We start from the raw sequence: 17,796 nt of genomic DNA, 5'->3' as shown, positions 1-17,796 counted from the left end.
ATTTTGCACTTGACAGGCGATGGCCACGATGCTAGCATCACAGGGTGTGTAACACAGGCGTCGGCAGGTGTCGGCCCTGGGTTCGGCGGCGCGGCGCGTGCAGGCGCCAGCCGCGGTCGGCAAGTGGGGTAGCCACGGGTCCCTCTGTGTTGAAAAGGAGGAGCCATGAGACAGTGGCTTCTGGCGGCGGCGGCAGCAGCATTCATGGGCGCTGGACTGGTCGGGTGCGGCGAAGAGGCGGCCCCGCCTCCCCCCAAGCCAAAGCCCCCGGCCACCAAGCCGGCGATTGACACAGCCAAGAAGGCCGAGCCGAGCACGGCTACGCCGGTAGAGAAGAAGGAAGAGGCAAAGGGAGAGGTCAAGAAGGAAGAGAAGGCGGAAGAGAAGTAATCTCGCCGCCTCGCTGCGGGCAGTGCCGCCAGGCACCGGCGCCGGGATGCGCTGTGGCTGTTCGCGTGGCGGCGTTGCCTAGTAGAGCCAGACGGTGCGAGTCGGCTCAGGCCACCGACCGATTTCGGCTCGACACCGGGGTGCCCGACGCCGCTGGCGCGGCGCCGGGCACTCTACTTCCCGCCCCGTGCGTCGCGCACGCGGGCCAGGAGCGGCGGCCAGCGTCGCTCGCCGTACACCGCGCCCGCCGTCGGGTGCCCTGGACAAGAATGACTGGGACGGGATGGCGTCTCTGATTTCCCGTCTTCAGGGCGACGAGCGCCTGCGTCGCCTGGTCCGCCGCCTGGCTACCGGCAGGGGGGGCGCGGCCGGTGGGTTATGGGGATCCTCTGTCGCCTGCTTCCTGGCTGCCCTGTCGCGCGAGGCCGGCCGTCCGCTGCTGGTCGTTGCCCCGTCGGTCGAGGCGGCCGAGGAACTGACCGAGGACCTACGCCTCTTCACCGCGGACTTCCCCACGCTGTTCCCCGCCTGGGAGACGGCGCCCGGCGAGAGCCCCTTCCCCGGCCTCGCGCAGTCGCAGCGCCTCGGCCTCCTGCGCCGCCTGTGTAAGGCGGGTCCCGAGCCTGCCCCCCGGATCGTCGTGGCCGCCGTTCAGGCCCTGCTCCAGCCAGTCCCGTCGCCCGAGGCCGTGGCGCGGAGCACTCTGACGATCCGTGTTGGGGAGCGCCACACACTGGAAACGCTCGCGGAGTGGCTGGTCGAGCGCGGCCTTCGGCGCGTGCCCATGGTCGAGACGGCCGGCGAGTTTAGCGTCCGCGGCGGCATTCTCGATCTCTTCGCCCTGGCCACGGCCAAGCCCTGCCGCATCGAGTTCTTCGGCGACGAGGTGGAGTCGATCCGGACCTTCGACATCGAGACGCAGCGGTCCGACGCGCGGCTGGAGTCCTGCGAGGTGGTGGCATTGAGCGGCCGGCAAGTGGTGCAGGCGACTCAGGGCGCGGCGCGGTCGCTGGCCGATTTCCTGCCCGCGGATGCCTGGGTGTGCGTGCATGAGCCGCTGGAGGTCCAGCAGCGGGCCGAGCGCGCGGCCGAGCAGCTCGGCGCGAGCGAAGAGCTGCTCGGCTTCGACTCCCTCTACAGTGCCCTCTCGCGCCGGCCCATCCTGCACACTCAGAGCGTCTACACGGGCGCTGAGGAGGGGGCAGAGACCTTCGACGTTCATTCCACTCAGGGCTTCGACGGCCAGCTCGCCAGCATCGTGGCAGAGCTGGACCGCCTGACGCGTTCCAACGATGTCGTGGCGATCTTCTGCGCCAACGCCGGCGAGCGCGAGCGGCTCCAGGAACTGCTCAAGGACGCCGACTTCCCGCGCCCAGAGCGGCTGGAGTACCGCGAGGGCTTCCTGTCGGCCGGCTTCGAGTTCCGCGACCTGCGCTTCGCGTGCGTGGGCCACCACGAGATCTTCAACCGCTACGCCCAGCGCCGGCGGCCCGGCCGGCGGGCCACGGCTCCCGTCGAGAGCTTTCTCGACCTCGAGCGCGGCGACACCGTGGTGCACGTGAGCCACGGCATCGCGCGCTTCCGCGGCATGGAACGCCTGAATCGCCGGGGCGAGCTCGAGGACTTCCTCACCCTTGAGTTCGCCGACAACGTGCTCCTCTACGTCCCCGCCACCAAGATTGACCTCGTGCAGAAGTATGTCGGCTCGCTCCGCGTGCGGCCCACGCTCTCCAAGCTCGGCGGCACCCAGTGGGAGACCCGCAAGGCCGCTGTGCGCGAGGCGGTCCGGGACCTTGCGCAGGACCTCCTCCACGTCCAAGCCATCCGGTCGCAGATGCCCGGGATCCCGTACCCGCCCGACGACCCGCTGGTGGCGGAGTTCGAACGCGCTTTCCCCTACACCGAGACGCCCGACCAACTGACGGCGAGCGACGAAATCAAGGCCGACATGGAGAAGCCGCGCCCCATGGACCGCCTGCTGTGCGGCGACGTGGGCTACGGCAAGACCGAGCTGGCCATGCGCGCCGCCTTCAAGGCCGTGGCCGCCGGCAAGCAGGTGGCCGTGCTCGTGCCCACCACAGTGCTCGCCCAGCAGCACTTCCGCACCTTCCGCGAGCGGTTCGCCGACTATCCGGTCGTCGTCGAGGTCCTCAGCCGCTTCCGCAGCCCGGCCGAGCAGCGCGAGGTGCTGCGCCGGGCGGCCGAAGGGGGCGTAGACATCCTCATCGGCACCCACCGCCTGCTCTCCGGTGACGTGCGCTTTCGCGACCTCGGCCTCGTGGTGGTGGATGAGGAGCAGCGCTTCGGGGTTGAGCACAAGGAGCGGCTGAAGCGCCTCCGCGCCACCGTGGACATTCTGACCATGACCGCTACCCCGATCCCGCGGACCCTGCACATGGCCCTGCTCGGCATCCGCGACATCTCGGCCCTCAACACCCCGCCCCAGGACCGCCTCACCATCCGCACCCGCGTCTGCCGCCCCAGCCCCGACCTGATCCGCGACGCGATCCTGCGCGAGATGGCGCGTGACGGCCAGGTCTTCTTCGTGCACAATCGCGTCTACAACATTGAGGAGGTCGCCCACCACCTGCGGGCGCTCGTCCCCGAGGCCCGCTTCATCATCGGCCACGGCCAGATGAACGAGCACGAGCTCGAAGAGCACATGACCCGTTTCGTCAACGGCGAGGCCGACGTGCTCGTCTCCACCACCATCATCGAGAGTGGGCTCGACATCCCGCGCGCCAACACCCTCTTCGTCAACAACGCCGACCAGTTCGGCTTGGCCGAGCTCCACCAGCTGCGCGGACGCGTCGGCCGCTACAAGCACCGGGCCTATGCCTACTTCCTTGTCTCGCCCGAGAAGCCCCTAACCCAGGTCGCCCTGCATCGTCTCAAGGCCATCGAGGAGTTCGATGAACTGGGTGCCGGCTTCCGCATCGCCATGCGCGACCTGGAGATACGCGGCTCAGGAAACATCCTCGGCGTCGAACAGAGCGGCCACATCGCCGCCATTGGCTACGACCTCTACTGCAAGCTCCTCGAGGCCAGCGTGAAGGAACTGCGCCACGAGCCGGTCGTCGAACGGGTCGAAGTGGACGTGGATATTGACCTAAATGCCTATCTGCCAATAGAATATATCCCGGATGATGCGCAGCGCATGCAAATCTATCGCAAGCTCGCGCACGCCGCCACTCTGGAAGAGCTCGCCGCCGTGGGCGACGAGATGGCCGACCGTTACGGCGCCTGCCCGGAGCCAGTACGCAAGCTTTTAGCAAGACACGAGTTGCGCATCTACCTCGAGCCGTTCAAGATCACCAGTGTTGCTCGGCGCAAGGGCTATCTGCTCGTGCGGTATCTCGACCGCGCCAAGCTGGCCGAGCGGTTCGCCTCGCTGGGTAATCGCCAAGTGCGCGTGCTAGACGACACCACCGCGCACGTCATCCTCCCCGTCGGCCTCACCGAACCCCTTGACATCGTCGCCTGGCTCCGACGGCTGTTCGGCGGCCCAGCGTAGGTCTGCAATCTCGGCGGTCTCTCTGCCCCATAGAGAGACTGCGTGCATTGACCACATACTGCACCGCCCGCAGGCAAGGGGAGTTGCTCCCTCGGGTGGGCGCGGAAGAGGCGTTCCACAGACCGACATGGACCGATGAGGACAGATACCGACGCTGATGCGTACGGCCAGACCCTGGTGCCCGTTGGCGTCCATCTATGTCCGTGCTTCCCCGCGAGGTCTGTTTCTTGGGTTCACTTGCGTGCGATGAGGATGAACTCCTCGGGGTAGGCGTGGACGGCAGAGCCCTTGTCGGAGGTGAACTTGCCGCTCTGGGGGTTGCGCACCTGGGGCAGGGTCTTGACGGGGATAGCCCGTTTGACGACATCCACCAGCGTAAGCCCAAGATGTTCAAGGAGTTCGACGTGGACCTGTGCGTTGAGGATGGGCACGCCATCGAGGGCGGTGTTGCCGATGACGTCGCACAGGGTGCCGCCTGGCCTGAGCACGCGGCGCATCTGCCGGAAGGCGGTCTGCATATCGAGGAAGTACTGGCGCACCTCCTCGGCCTTGGCCAGGCTACGCAGGCGCAGCGCGGCGACGATCTCGCGGGCGAGCGGGCTATCGGCCTCGGCGCGCTCGCGGCTGCGCGCAGCAGCCGAGCCAATGAAGCCAGCCTTCACGAGGGGAGGGACTGCGGGCGGGAGGTCCCTGTCCCGGGTCTCGCGACGACGGGGCCCGCCTTCTTCAACGGTGTGGCCGAGCCACAGGGTGGTCAGCTCGTGCAGGTCGGCGTATTCGTAAGAGGTTACGTACGGAGGGCTTGTGACCACCAGGGCGACGCTCCGGGCGCTCCAGGGCAGGCGGCGGGCGTCGGCTAGTCGCAGGTCGCAGGCGCGCTGGGGTCTGCAGCGGAGGGCATCGGGCACGGTGTGCCAGAAGACGAGGTTGGCCCGCTGCATTTTCCGCAAGTGGCGCAGCAGTGGGCGCACAGGGTCGGGGACGCCGAGGGCGAGTTTAGCCCTGTCGCGGGTGGGTTTGCTGCTCTTCATGAGCCAGTAGGAGGCGGTCTTGAGGGTGTGCGAAAACGCGCAGCGCAGGAAGGCGCGGATGGCGGGGTCCTCCTCGGCCTCGATGAGGGCCAGGATGGTGCCGAGCGATCGCTGTTGGCCGCGGGGGAACCACCAGTCGAGGCGCTCCCGATTCAGGGGCAGGATGGGCTCGGGTGGGGGGAAGAGGGTGGGGCCGCGGCGCTCCTCGGTCAGCCAGGCGAGGCGCTGCTCGAAGCGGCGGAGGGCGACGTGCAGGCGGTCGGGCGCGATGGGCGTGGTCTTGGCACGCGCGGCAATGAGGGCGGCGGGATTGAGGTCGCAGCCGCGCGCCCGCCGGCCCGCCACCAGGGCCTCGACCAGCGTGGTGCCGGAACCCATGAAGGGGTCGAGCACGACGTCGCCCGGCGCCGAGTGCTCGCGGATGAGGCGCGCCGCTACCTGCGGAATGAACTTGGCCGGGTAGCGGTGGTAGCCGTGGGTGATGTAGCCCGTCTCGCGCGCGGTGCACTCGGCGAAAGACCAGGAGATGTCGAGCTGGATGGTGCTGAAGTCCCTTCGCATCGGTGGGTCACACACCGAAGACGCGGCGGATGAAGTCGCGGCTGATCCTGTGATTCTCCTCAAAGCTACGAGTGATCTGGGTCCCTTGCATCGTGGCGTGCTCGATGGAGATGGGACCGGCGAATCCCTTGCGCTTAAGGACGGCCGCGATGGCGGGAAAGTCTATGTCGCCCTCTCCGAGGGCCTGCACCCAGGTGGTGCCGATCGCATCGCGCACGTGGAGCGAGGCGGTGCGGCGGCCGTAGACCTCGAGCAGGGCCACGGGGTCGCCGCCGCCGTGGCGGATCCATTCGACGTCGGCGTTGAACCAGACGTTCGCAGGGTCGGTGCCGCTCATCCACGAATGCACTTCGCGTGCGGCGGAGCGCATTTCGGGCGAGTGGTTGTGCAGGGCGAAGCGGATGCCGAGGGCGCGGAGCTCGTCGCCGCAAGCGTCGAGCCACTTGGCCTGGGTGGCGAGTTCCTCGTCGGTCTTCTCGGCGCCGCCAGGTTTGACGGCGGGGTTGCAGTTGATGACGCGCACGCCGAGCTCCTTCGCCACCCTGGCATTGGCAACCATGGCGGCGATGGACTTGGGGGCTTCGTCCTCGATGTGGAAGGTGCCGCCGCTGTAGGAAGCCGGGAAGCCGAGCTTGTGGCGCTCGAGGGCGGCGGTGAAGCGCGGGTCGGCGGCCATGGCCGTGTCGCCCTCCACGTTGTCTATGCCGGCACGCTTGATGGCGGCGAACGCCTCGTCAAGCCGCTCCATGAGCGGCGGGCGGTTGGGGAAGTTCTCGGGCTGTGTCCAACCGTAGAGCTGCGTGGCGACGACGGTGGCAGGCATGACGGGCTCCTCAGGGGCATGACGGACAGAATGGATACGATAGACACCGTGGACTCAACCACGCGTGGGCGCATTGCGGGGCAGGCCGTACCGTCCATCTTGTCCGTAGTGTCCGTTGGCACGGGTCTTGTGTGCTACTTGAGCGCCCAGCGAAGCTCGGTGATCTCCTGGGGGGGCGGGGACTCGTCGCGGGGGACCTCGGAGGCCCGTCCGTGAACCAGCTTGTCCTTGCCGGGAGGTACGGCGCCCGAGAGGTCGGCCTCGACGGCATAGAGGCCGCGTCCGCGCGGGCTCTTGGCCGGGGTCCTGACTCTGGCGTGGAGGAGCACCCAGGGCGCGAGATTGGCGAGGGTGACTTCGGCAGGCAGGAGCGCCCACTGGGCAGCGGCGTTGCCTGAGGGGCTCGTAGGCGGCACGAGGCGGGTGGTGCGGACCTCGACCAGTTGGCGGGCGATCTGGAGTTGGAGCCTCTGGGCCGGGGGCACGAGGGCGGCGAGGGCTTTGGCCCTGGCCTCGTCGCGCGTGAGGGGGCACCAGGGCTTGGCGTCGGAGGCCGTGCGCACGGCGGCGGCGATCTCGACGCCGCCGTAGGCCTCCTCGTCGGGGGTAGGCGGCTCCTTGAGAACGGCCTGGATCGGCACCACGAAGGCGTCGCCGGAGCGGCGCATGACGCTGAAGCGCACCACGCAGTCGCGCTTGACGCGCAGGAACCAGCGGCGCTCTTCGCCACCGCTGAATTCGCCTTCGCGGAACACGCGGCCGCGCGTGGCCAGGACGTAGGGCGTGCTGCCGAGCTCGATGGTGCCCGCGTGTTCGACCAGAACGCGATAGGTGGGCTCGGGGTTGCCGGGGGGAGTGCTGCCGCCGGAATCGAAGAGCTGGCGGGCGGCGTCGGCCAGGCGCGCCGCATAGGTGCGGGTGTGGTCGGGGGTGAAGCGCAGAGCCGTTGTGGCCACGATTTCGAGGTCGAGGCCGGGCACGAGGACTCTGGCTGTGGCGTCCGGCTCGGCCTCGCCCGCCGCGGTGTGCGACACGGCCACTGCCCCCAGCACGGCGCAGCCCAACAGGAAACGATGCCAGCCCAGCCGTGTGCGATGTGACAGCCGCATGACCCAAATGATAGCAGCTTCGCGCCGTGTTGACAAGACCAATACGGGGGCTCGGCCCGCTCGGCCACATTCCCGAGCTCGGTGGGGTCCTTCTCTGGGTCGTACAGTTCATGGACGGCCGCTTGACGTAGGCGAGGGCGAGCGCCGCGACGCCGGCGCCCAGATGCCCGGGGAGAGCCCGACGCTTCAGCGGCGGTCCCCTCGGGAGAGGCGCACTGGCTGCGGCGACTCCAGCGCGCGCGACGGCATGTTGCAAGGCGTGGGGCGGATGCTACAATATTGGAGGGCGTGCGTACCCGCACGCGGGACTGGGAAGGTGTGCAAGCATGCGCACCCTACGGGGGTGTGGGAAGTGGCAACCGCGTGGAGATGCCTGGGGCTGTGGCTTGTCGCTGTGCTGTGCGCGGCAGGCGAGAAGGCGCAGGAGCCGCGCGCTGCCAAAGAACCGGATGCCAAGCAGGACCCGCCGTCCATGGTCTGCCGCAACCTCACGAAGGGCAACGTCGTGGCCTCGCGCCTGGCCATCGCCGACACGTTCGAGACGCGCCGCAAGGGCTTCCTGGGCCGCGCCAGCATCGAGCCGGGCGAAGGGATGCTGCTGACGCCCTGCTACGCGATCCACATGGTGGGCATGAAGTTCGCCCTGGATGTGGTGTTTCTGGACCGCGAGATGCGGGTGGTGGCCGTCTATCCGGACGTGCCGCCCGGGACGCTGAACCGGTCGAGCCGCAGAGCCCACAGCACGCTGGAGCTGCCACCCGGCACCATTGCGGCCAAGCGCATCGAGGTCGGCGACACGCTTCAGGTGCTTACCGCCGAGGAGGCGAAAGCCACGCCCGAGGTCAAGGCCGCGCCCGAGGCCAAGGCGCAAGCCAAATAGGCGCCGAGGCCGCGGCCGAGGAGGCGCGGCGCCGCATGGCGGAAGATCAAGCCTCGTCCTCGGCCTCGAGGCGGTCCAGGAAGCTGGGCGAACTGCGGCTGCGCGCCCGGGATGGGCGGGGCGGAGGTGCGGGGGCCTCCTCCTGGGGTTCATCGTTGAGGATGCCGGCGCCGAAGCTGGAGATGCGCGGCGGGGCGGGGGGCGGCGGCGTGCGGACCGGTTGGGCAGGCGCCGGTGGGCGGGTGGGCGCCGCGGGCCTGGGCTGGGGCGCGGGCTCGGGCGCCGCTGCATAGGGCTCGGCATCGGCCCGCGCGTCGCGGAAGATCATCTCCTCGCCGATGGGAGTGAAGAGATCGGCTACATCGCGTAGCTCGCGGCCCACGCTGCGCTCGAAGGCGTAGACCTCCGTGCGAACGCCTAGGGTGCGCAGCGCGTGCACCAGCTCCACGAAGTCGCCGTCGCCGCTCACGAGCGCGACCACGTCCACCTTGGGGGCCAGCATCAGCGCGTCAATCGTGATCCCGATGTCCCAGCCGCCCTTGCGCGTGCCGTCGGGGCGCACGCGGGGCTCCTTGGTGCGCAACTCGTAGCCGACCTCGCGCAGCATGGTGAAGAAGGAGTTCTGGTTGTTGCCATCGCGCATCGCGTAGGCGAGGGCGCGAACGACGTGGCGGCCGGCCGCTGCCGTGTCGAGGAGCTTCTTGTAGTTCAACCGGCCGCGAAAGCAATCGTAGGCCGAGTAGAACATGTTCTGAACGTCCACCAGCACCGCCACTCGCTGCGAGGGGTACGTAACGCTCATCATCGTCCTTCCTGTCGTGAGGGGACCAGCCGCCAGTGCGTAATGGCCGCCGCGCCAGCGCGCTCCCGCGGGGCCCGGCGCGAGGGCTCCAACCTATAGGACCTATTGTAGCAGAAGGTTCCGGGCCGCGCAAACCGGCGCCGGGCTGACAAGGATGCGGCTGGACACGCGCCGACAGGGCGGCGGAACGCCTCCGCTCCATACATGCCTGTGTCTTCTACAGGCCCAGGTCGCCCGCGACTCCCTGCATCGCCGTGAGGGAGAGCTGGACGAAGTCCTCGAGCGGGATAGCAAGCCGCTCGCATTCGCCGATGATCTCACGGCTCACGTTGCGCGCGAAATCCTTCTTCTTCATTCGCTTGAGCACGGAGCGGGCCGCGACGCTGGCGAGTCTCTTGTCGGGCATGACGAGCGCCGTGGCGACGATGAGACCCGTGAGGGTCTCGCCGCAGGCCAGGGCGATGCCGAGGCGGGATTCGCGGGGGATGCCGAGGGCCTCGGCATTGTGCTCGCGGACGGCCTGGAGGGCGTGGTCGGGGAAGCCGAGCGGGCGCAGGATGTCGCAGGTGGCCTTGGTGTGTTCGGCCGGGGCGTTGGCCGTGGCCTCGAAGTCCAAGTCGTGCACCAAGCCCACGATGCCCCAGAGGGCCTCGTCCTCGCCCAGGCGTCGGGCGAGTGCCCGGAGAATCGCCTCGGTGGCCAGGCAGTGTTTGCGCAGGGTCCCCGCCTGGACGTGGCTGGAGAGCAGGGCGAATGCCTCATCGCGCGTGATCACGGGGCCGCCTCCTATCGGGTGCGGGTATGTTGAGTGGCCAGTGGCTCTTCAGAGCCTGTCTCGGAAGGAGCCTTCCAGATCGTTCGCGGGGCAGGGACGCTCCCCCACAGCCCCATGCTTTGCTGGCCATGCTGCCGTCCTTTCGCGCCCCCATACTTGCTCATCCCGCAGATGAGCAGGAATGGCCGGAAGCGCGAGAATCGCTAATCCTCGCCATTCTGTCCATACTTGCTCACTTCCCCCCCTCAGGGTTGAGCAAGTATGGGCAGCGTGCGCCCCCCAGGCACTCGGCAGAGCCGTCCCCAGCAACCCCGGGGTCCGCAAGGAGAGGACACGTCCACCCCCCTGCATCGGCCGGTCGAGGCAAGATCGCCGAGCCCCGAAGAGCCCAATCGCTTAGAATACGCAGGCGGCCGAGGCGAGTCAACGGCGGTTCTGCCGCCGTTGCATTCGCGTTGCGCCCTGCTATAATGGGGCGGGGAGCGAGCCCTGGTCGAGGTGGCTTGCCATGGTGCGTCTCGTCGTGTCGGGGAAAGGGGAGAGCCGCGTCGTCGAGGTGCCGGGCCCGGTCATCACGCTCGGGCGTGGAACCGAGGCGACGGTGCGCCTGGCAGATGATGGCATGTCGCGCCGGCACTCGCGGCTCGAGGTGGCGCCCGATGGCTCATGCAAGATCACCGATCTCGGCAGCCGCAACGGCACTCGAGTGAACGGCGAACTGGTGCGGGAAGGGCCGATCAAGGCAGGGGACGTGATTCTGATCGGCACGACGCGGATCACCGTGGAAGCCATCACGCCGGCGGCAGGCGCGGCGGGGCAGGGCGCTCCTTCCGCCGCCCCTCCGCCGCCTCCGCCGACGGGTCCCGCCCTCTGCCTGGTGTTCCTGGCGGGCCCCAATAAGGGGCAGACCCACCCCCTCACGCACGCCACGACCAGGATCGGGCGGCGTCGGCGCGACAACGAGATCGCCCTGTTCGACACGGGCATCTCGAACCGCCATGCCGAGATCCGAAAGGGGCCCGAGGGATTGATCCTGGCGGACGTTGGCAGCAGGAACGGCACGCTCCTGAACGGCCAGCGCGTGACCCAGAGCCCCCTGAAGCCCGGCGACAGGATTCAACTGGGGCACACGCTGATCGAGGTGCGGGCGGCGGGGCCGGACGGGCACCCGACAGCGACCCTGCCGAAGCCGGACGAGTTGCGGTTCGCCCCCACGGACGAGGCGCGGGGCGCCGCGGACGACACGGCGACCGACGAGCACCACGCCGAGGAGCCCGAGGCGCCTGCCGAGGAAGGGAGCGGGCGGGGCACGCGGATTGCGCTCCTTGCTACGGCCATCGTGCTCGCAGCCGGCGTCTTCGGCACGGTGTACGCCGTGCGAATCCTGCGGAGGCAGCGGCCCGCCCCGTCGGTCCCCTCCAAGGTTGGGGAACTGCCGGAGGGCAAGAGTCCGTCCGGGAAAGCCGACCCTAGTACACGCCTGTCCCCGGGCGCACAGGCGGGGGGTTCGGCGGGTCTGAAGGCGGCCCTGGCGGAGGCGGAGACGCTGGTCGGCGCAAAGCGATACGGCGAGGCGATCCGACGCCTGGAGGACTTCGCGAAGGCTGTTGGAGCCAGCCAGGCGGATGCCCTGAAGGCTCACGAGCGAGTCGCCGAGATTGACGCCAAGGCCAGGGAGGAACTCCAGGTGGCTCTCGACGCGCTCCGCCGAGCGGAACTGACGGGAGTCGAGAGCGACTTCGCCGCGGCCCAGAAGGCCATCGAGAGCGCTGCCGAGCCGCTCCGGGGCAGTGCGCACGAGGCGGCCGTGACGAAGGCGGCGCAGGCGCTCCAGGCGGCTCGCCAGGATGCCCCGAACCGGCGGCGCGACATCGAGGCCGCCACGCTGCTGGCAGCGGCCAAGGCACACCGCGACCGCCGGGAGCCGCACATCGCAGCAATGCATTGCCGGGAGCTGCTCGCGCGATACCCCACCGCCCCCGCGGCGGCCGAGGCGAAGGCGCTTCTCGAGGCGCTGCCCCCCACGGCCGAAGGCCCTAAAGAGAAGTGATCGCTCATGGTGAAGGTGAAGGCCCTCCTGTTCGACCTCGACGACACGCTCTTCGACTGCTGCGGGCTGCTGGTCGAGGCGGCTCGGCGCCGCGCGGCGCGCGCCATGGTGCGCGCGGGGCTGCCGTGTTCCGAGGAGGAGGCTTACCGGCAGCAGATCGAGTTGGCCGAGCAGCATGGGCCTCGCTTCGACGTGTTCGATGCCATGGCCGAGATGCACGGCATGCCGCACTCGTTGGCGCAGGCGGCCCTGGCTGCGTACAACAGCGACGAGGTGGGGGAGATTCAGCCGTTCCCCGATGTGCCCGAGACCCTGTCGGAGCTGCGTTCGCAGGGGTACAAGCTGCTGCTCTTCACCACCGGGGTCACCGCGCGCCAGGAGAAGAAGGTGCAGGCCCTGGGCATCGGGTCATTCTTCGACGAGGTTGCGATCAACGACGTCGAGACGGGCGAGCATCGCGATGACGCGTTCCAGGACCTCCTGGCCCGCCATCGCCTCAAGCCCGACGAGGTGGTGTGCGTGGGCGACCGGATCCAGTCGGAGATCAAGACCGGCAATAGCCTGGGCATGATCACCGTGCAGATGCTCCATGGGCGCTTCAAGGACCTGGTGCCGAAGACCGAGCTGGAGGAGCCCGACTACAAGATCAGCCGCATCAGCGAGTTGCACTACGTGCTGCGCGTGCTCAACCGGCGGAACAAGGGCGCCGAGCCGCGCGTCGTCGCCATCGGCGGCGGCACGGGGCTGCCCGTGGTGCTCCAGGGCCTCAAGGACCTCACCTCGAACCTCACCGCGGTGGTGACCGTCACTGATTCCGGCCGCTCCTCGGGCCGCATCCGGTCCGACTTCGGCGTGTTGCCGCCGGGGGACATGCGCAACTGCCTGGTCGCGCTGTCGGACTCGAGCCAATTGCTCAACGACCTCTTCCAGTATCGCTTTGCCGAGGGCGCGTTGGAAGGAATGAGCTTCGGCAACCTCTTCATCGCGGCGATGGCCAAGGTCACCGGCTCGTTCGAGAGCGCCGTGCGCGAGACCAGCCGCATCCTGGCGATTCGCGGCAAGGTGCTGCCCTCGACCTACGAGGACGTGCATCTGTGCGCGAAGCTGGCCGACGGTGCGGTGGTCGAGGGCGAGGTGAACGTGCGACGGCCCGGCAAGGCCCCGATCACCGACGTCTTCCTGCGCCCTGCCGATGCGAAGGCCAATGAGGAGGCCGTGAACGAAATCCTGCGTGCCGACCTCATCGTGATCGGCCCCGGCAGCCTGTATACGAGCGTGATCGCCAACCTGCTGGTGCCGGCCGTGCCGGAGGCGATTCGCGCCTCGAAGGCCAGGAAGGTCTACGTCTGCAACATCGTCACGCAGGCGGGGCAGACCGATGGCTACTCCTGCGCCGACCACATTGCCGCCATCGAGCGGTGCCTGGGAGACCGCGTGCTCGACGCGGTGCTCGTCAACTCGAACGTTCCCGCCCCGAGCATCCTCCAGCGCTACCAGAGCGAAGGCGCCGACCTGGTGCGCGTGGACGACAAGATCGCTGCCCATCGCGTGCAGATCATCCTCGACGATCTGGTCGAGAACCTCGACCAGCGGCGCATCCTGTGGGAGAAGCAGGACCTGCTGCGCCACGACCCCGAGAAGCTGGCCGAACTGATCTGGAACCTGCTGTAGCTCTCGTGTTCTGTGCGGCACGGCCTGGCATCGCGATGCCCGTCATGCCCCGCGACCCTGTCTTGACTGGGGGAGGCGGGGCGACTATGATGGCTTGGAGTGAACCTCCAGCAGTCCGGAGCGGGTACAAGGGTAGAACGCGATGGATAGACTGCCGCCTGTGATTCTCCACGAGTTCACGATGCAGGACTTCAAGAGCTTTCCGGAGGCCTCGCTCCGCATTGGCCTGCTCACGCTCCTGGTGGGACCCAACGCCTCAGGTAAGAGCAACCTCATCGAGGCGCTTCGCCTGTTGTCCTGGATGGCGAGGGGCCAGAGATTGGACCGGTTCAACGAGGCCGTGGAACGGGGCGAGTTGCCTTTGCGCGGGCGCGCGGAAGACCTCCCTCTCGATGGCAAGAGGCAGTTTGGGCTGGCGGCCCGCTTTGAGTACTCTGACGCGCACGTCTTGAGCAGCCTGGATCGGTTTCGCGTGACCGTCAGTGTCGAGGGTACTGGGCTGCGAGTCCAGGACGAGTCGCTCAAGCACCTCATTCAGCCGAATGACTTCCTATACCGAGTTGCGGCGCCTGCGACGCCTCCGAGCCACGAGATTCGGGTTGCCTATTACGGCTACACTGGGCTAGACAATGAGCCTCAAGCTCTCTGTCAAGACCATCAGCTTGTTCTGACCCAGCCTGCCGTCTTCGATCCTTCTTACCGCTCGCCGACCTGGGTGATGTCGCATCTCGCAGACTGCCTTAGCCGCATCTTCTTCCTGGACCCGGCGCCGAACAGGATGCGGGGCTATGTCAGCAGGAAGGCTGATGCCCTGCACGAGGATGGAAGCAACGTCTCGGGAGTTCTCGCAAGAGTGTGCGCTGACCCTGTCAGGCGGGAGCAGGTCGCCGCGTTCATCAGATCCCTTCCCGAGCGCGAGATCCTCGGGATCGAGTTTGACGAGGCACCGCCCGATGAGGTGCGGCTGAGGCTTGCGGAGTCGTTCGGCGCCGATCAACGGTGGCGCGATGCTCGTATACTCTCCGATGGGACTATGCGCGTCCTGGCTATCGGCGCAGCCTTGCTCTCCGTGCCTGAATGGTCTATCCTGGTGATTGAGGAGATTGACAGCGGCATCCACCCCAGCCGGGTACAGGAGCTTCTGGCGAACATCCGCAGATGTGCCGAGCGACGTAACCTGGGCGTTCTGCTCACGAGCCACAATCCTGCGCTCCTGGATGCGCTGCCGCACGAATCGCTGCCCCATGTGACCTACTGCTATCGCGACCCGCGCACGGGTGGCAGCAGACTCCAGCAACTCGGAGAAAGGCCAGAACTGCTTGCGCAGGGCCCGGTGGGGCGCCTGGTGGCACGGGGGGTTCTGGAGCGCGTATTCAGGGACACACGCGACACCGAGGAACGTCGGCGCGATGCGCTCGCGTGGGTGGACACATTGGGCGAGCGACAGCCGTGAGCATCTGTCTCATTGACACGACGGTCTTCTGCAATGTGGTGCCTGTTCCCGGTCGGGACCAGGACTGCCAGGGCGTGCGCGCACAGTTGAGGGAGCATGTGCTGGAGGGCGTCACCCTGCTGCTGCCGCTCGCGACCATCGTTGAGACGGGCAATCACGTCGCAAGGCAGCCGGATGGCAACGTGCGAAGGGACACCGCGTCGAGGTTCGTCTCGATGGTGAAGCAGGCCATCGAGGGCCGGACGCCGTTCGTCCCTACGCCCTTTCTGGAGCCGGCGGCGCTGCTGGAATGGCTCGACCAGTTCCCCGACTATGCTGTGGCCGGGATGGGCCTTGGCGATCTCTCGATCGTCAAGGATTGGGAGGCACAGTGCAGGACGCACCCCGACCATCGGGTCTTTATCTGGTCACTCGATCAGCATCTCAGAAGCTACGACAGAGCGCCGTGAGGGCCGGATGCCTGGGTGCGGGCGTTGTGGAGAGGCAGCCAAGGGACGGCGCCCCATCCTCTGGGAGAAGCAGGACCTGCTGCGCCACGACCCCGAGAAGCTGGCCGAGCTGATCTGGAACCTGCTGTAGAGGGGCTCGTCCGGGTTCCGCGATCCTGACCGACAGCACTGAGAGGCCGTGGGCGGGCGCTGAAGCGCCAGCCATGCCCCCCCGTAACCAACTATGCTGCAAGGTCTTACGCTCGCCAGCCATTCTCCATCCCATACTTGATCACCGCGCAAGTGATCCGGAATGGCCGGAGCCGCGAGAATCGCCAATCCTCGCCCATCTACCCATACTTGATCACTTCCCTCCTCTCTGGGGTGATCCAGTATGGGCGAGGGGGCGCTCGGGAGGGCACCGCGCATGCGGGGCGAAGGGGCTTCCGCGGCCTCACTTCGCTGCCGGCACCTCGAAGAACGGGCAAGGGGCCTTCTCGCTGGTCAGGTAGAGGGTGACCCCGTCGGGTCCGTAGCAGATGGCCTCGCCTTGGCGGCGGGCGGGGATGACGAGGGCGCGTGGGGAGCGGGCGAAGGCAACGTCCCACTTCTCGTCGGCGGCACGCGTGTACTCATAGGCATGGCCATAGGTCAGCACCACGGCACGCAGGCCGTCAGGCGAGATGTCCATGCCGGTGACGATGGGGAGCTTGAGGCGGGCGACGGACCTGGCCACGAGCACCTCGTCGCGTGCCACCTTCTCGGGCAGGGGCAGGGCGTAGGCCGTACACTGGAAGGCGATCGCCTTGGTCACCAGGATGACCAGGCGGGATGTCGGGTCCACGGCCACGGCCTCGCAGTTGTGCGGGCCGTCCTCGTAGCGGAAGTCCACCGCTAGACCGATGCGGAGCTTGGCGCGAATGCCCCGCCTGTCGGGGTCGAGGCGCGGCTCTTCGACGAGATACAGCGTGCAACGCTCGCGCTCGGCATCATTGTCACCAGTGTCGGCGAGGAGCAGGTAGCTCTTCTTGCCGAGGGCGAAGGCGGCCATGTCCTCCCAGTCGCGGTGGATGGCGCCCTCGACGTCGAAGGCGGCCAGGTCCTCGCCCTTGGCATTGAAGGCGAAGACGCGAGGGGGGTCGCCGGAGTCGTTGTGGGTCCAGAAGACGCCGGGGTTGGCTCGGCTGGCGGCGATGCCGCTGCTCTCGTCAATCTCGGGGTTGGCCAGCGTCGCCACCAGGCGTCCCTGGCCGTACTGGATGGGCGCGGGTGGCGGCGGCTTCTCTGCGGCGAAGAGGGGGGAGAGCGCGAGGAAGAGGGGAAGCAGAGCGCGGGTCACAGCAGCCTCCTGATGGTCTCCTCGATGGCGATGGCCTGAGCCTTGACCTGGAACTCGGGCGTGGCATCGGGCGAGTTGTTCTTCACCTCGGTGCTGATGCAGTGCAGGCGCTTGTGCAACTCGCCCCAGTTGCGGCGGAAGTACTCGGCCTGCTCGCCCGTATAGGCGAGGTGAACGGGCCTGGGCTGGGGATGGTAGCCGGCCTTGGCCCAGGCGGCGACGATCTGCTGGCCCCAGGCCGTGTCCTCGGCCAGAATGTCGCCCTCCGCCAGGCCCTGGATGGGAAGGAGGATCATGCAGTTGAACTGGGACCTCTCGAACTCGGTCTGGTGGAGGTCGAGCCAGCGCTGGTAGCGGAACCGCTTGTCCATTTGGAAGAAGAGGCGGAAGAACGACGACAGGTGGCTGCGGTTGGGCTCGACGTAGCGGTGCTCGTCAATCTGCTCGTAGACGATGCCGATGCGCTTGGGGTGACGCTCGACGCGAGTGTCCCACACATCGAGGCGCTTCCACATCTTGCCCGGGTGGTCGGGGTCCTCGCCGCGCATCCAGCACCAGAACTCGTCGTTCGAGTACCCCGAGCCGTCCCAACAGAGGACTGGCGCGGCCTCGCGGCCCTGGGGATTGCCGATGGGGTTGAAGGTGAGGACAGTCGTCTCGTGGACCCTTTCGGTGTCGAGGCGGGTGGGGTTGCCGGCCAGGTCTTTGCCGGTGATGAGCTGCTCGAGGGCGTCCATCATTCCCGCCGTGGCGCCGGGCTCGTGGGCGTGAGGCTGGGAGAAGTAGGCGCGGCGCTTGCGCTCCAGCGGCACGGCCGGGTCGGTGAGCGTGAGGGCGTAGACCCTATGGCCCGAGTACGAGGCGAGAGAGTCCACACGCAGCCTGCCGCCTGCGATCTCTGTCCAATCGGCGATCTTGCCCTCGAGTTGCGCTTGCTTGGCGAGGAAAGGGTAGGGCACTGGAGGCTCCC

At 67.9% G+C, this 17,796-nt stretch carries 15 protein-coding genes; 8 read left to right on the top strand and 7 right to left on the bottom strand.

Features of this window, described 5'->3' with window-relative positions; translation table 11 throughout:
• The first annotated feature begins 165 nt into the window (after nucleotides 1-165).
• Both PLE19_10420 and mfd read left to right on the top strand, forming a co-directional pair.
• On the top strand, nucleotides 166-390 hold the full coding sequence (locus PLE19_10420; protein HPD15357.1) for a hypothetical protein: 225 nt from the start codon (nucleotides 166-168) through the stop codon (nucleotides 388-390).
• Between the two features lie 283 nt (nucleotides 391-673).
• Entirely contained in the window at nucleotides 674-3,904 is a 3,231-nt protein-coding gene (gene mfd / locus PLE19_10415; protein ID HPD15356.1) for a transcription-repair coupling factor, read from the top strand.
• Between the two features lie 233 nt (nucleotides 3,905-4,137).
• Here mfd and PLE19_10410 read toward each other — a convergent pair whose 3' ends face one another.
• From PLE19_10410 to PLE19_10400, 3 genes are all read right to left on the bottom strand, one after another.
• The gene (locus tag PLE19_10410; GenBank protein HPD15355.1) at nucleotides 4,138-5,496 is read right to left on the bottom strand and encodes a DNA methyltransferase; all 1,359 of its coding nucleotides are present in this window, start codon (nucleotides 5,494-5,496) and stop codon (nucleotides 4,138-4,140) included.
• Nucleotides 5,497-5,503: 7 nt separating this feature from the next.
• The gene (locus PLE19_10405; GenBank protein HPD15354.1) at nucleotides 5,504-6,319 is read right to left on the bottom strand and encodes a sugar phosphate isomerase/epimerase family protein; all 816 of its coding nucleotides are present in this window, start codon (nucleotides 6,317-6,319) and stop codon (nucleotides 5,504-5,506) included.
• A gap of 134 nt (nucleotides 6,320-6,453) precedes the next feature.
• Entirely contained in the window at nucleotides 6,454-7,353 is a 900-nt protein-coding gene (locus PLE19_10400) for a hypothetical protein (GenBank protein HPD15353.1), read from the bottom strand.
• Between the two features lie 427 nt (nucleotides 7,354-7,780).
• On the opposite strand from PLE19_10400, the gene PLE19_10395 reads away from it, so the two are divergent.
• Nucleotides 7,781-8,308, top strand: coding sequence for a DUF192 domain-containing protein (locus PLE19_10395; GenBank protein ID HPD15352.1), 528 nt, complete (start codon nucleotides 7,781-7,783; stop codon nucleotides 8,306-8,308).
• 46 nt (nucleotides 8,309-8,354) lie between these two features.
• Here the strand turns inward: PLE19_10395 and PLE19_10390 are convergent, their stop codons facing one another.
• Together PLE19_10390 and PLE19_10385 are read right to left on the bottom strand one after the other, a co-directional pair.
• Nucleotides 8,355-9,110, bottom strand: coding sequence for an NYN domain-containing protein (locus PLE19_10390; GenBank protein ID HPD15351.1), 756 nt, complete (start codon nucleotides 9,108-9,110; stop codon nucleotides 8,355-8,357).
• Between the two features lie 217 nt (nucleotides 9,111-9,327).
• Entirely contained in the window at nucleotides 9,328-9,885 is a 558-nt protein-coding gene (locus tag PLE19_10385) for an HDIG domain-containing protein (GenBank protein HPD15350.1), read from the bottom strand.
• A 508-nt stretch (nucleotides 9,886-10,393) separates the two neighbouring features.
• On the opposite strand from PLE19_10385, the gene PLE19_10380 reads away from it, so the two are divergent.
• The 5 genes from PLE19_10380 (at nucleotide 10,394) to PLE19_10360 (ending at nucleotide 15,638) form a co-directional block, all read left to right on the top strand.
• Complete coding sequence (locus PLE19_10380) at nucleotides 10,394-11,935, top strand: FHA domain-containing protein (protein ID HPD15349.1); 1,542 nt, start codon at nucleotides 10,394-10,396, stop codon at nucleotides 11,933-11,935.
• Between the two features lie 6 nt (nucleotides 11,936-11,941).
• A complete protein-coding gene (gene yvcK / locus PLE19_10375) occupies nucleotides 11,942-13,606 on the top strand; it encodes a uridine diphosphate-N-acetylglucosamine-binding protein YvcK (protein HPD15348.1) in 1,665 nt (554 codons plus the stop codon).
• A 142-nt stretch (nucleotides 13,607-13,748) separates the two neighbouring features.
• Nucleotides 13,749-15,059, top strand: a complete 1,311-nt coding sequence (locus tag PLE19_10370) for an ATP-binding protein (GenBank protein ID HPD15347.1) — start codon at nucleotides 13,749-13,751, stop codon at nucleotides 15,057-15,059.
• Entirely contained in the window at nucleotides 15,056-15,508 is a 453-nt protein-coding gene (locus tag PLE19_10365) for a hypothetical protein (GenBank protein HPD15346.1), read from the top strand. Before PLE19_10370 ends, PLE19_10365 begins: the two co-directional genes overlap by 4 nt.
• A 7-nt stretch (nucleotides 15,509-15,515) precedes the next feature.
• Nucleotides 15,516-15,638 carry a hypothetical protein gene (locus tag PLE19_10360; GenBank protein ID HPD15345.1) on the top strand — a complete coding sequence of 41 codons (123 nt, stop codon included), beginning with the start codon at nucleotides 15,516-15,518 and terminating at the stop codon, nucleotides 15,636-15,638.
• Nucleotides 15,639-15,941: 303 nt separating this feature from the next.
• Here the strand turns inward: PLE19_10360 and PLE19_10355 are convergent, their stop codons facing one another.
• Both PLE19_10355 and PLE19_10350 read right to left on the bottom strand, forming a co-directional pair.
• Nucleotides 15,942-16,826 (bottom strand): hypothetical protein, encoded by an 885-nt coding sequence (locus tag PLE19_10355; GenBank protein HPD15344.1) that lies wholly within the window; start codon nucleotides 16,824-16,826, stop codon nucleotides 15,942-15,944.
• Nucleotides 16,823-17,785 (bottom strand): hypothetical protein, encoded by a 963-nt coding sequence (locus PLE19_10350; GenBank protein ID HPD15343.1) that lies wholly within the window; start codon nucleotides 17,783-17,785, stop codon nucleotides 16,823-16,825. The genes PLE19_10355 and PLE19_10350 overlap by 4 nt, the downstream gene beginning before the upstream one ends.
• Nucleotides 17,786-17,796 lie beyond the last annotated feature (11 nt).

Source organism: Planctomycetota bacterium (assembly GCA_035384565.1).
Lineage (GTDB): Bacteria > Planctomycetota > PUPC01 > DSUN01 > DSUN01 > DAOOIT01.
The sequence above is the reverse complement of the archived record's forward strand: the minus strand, read 5'-3'. Positions and strand labels throughout refer to the sequence as shown.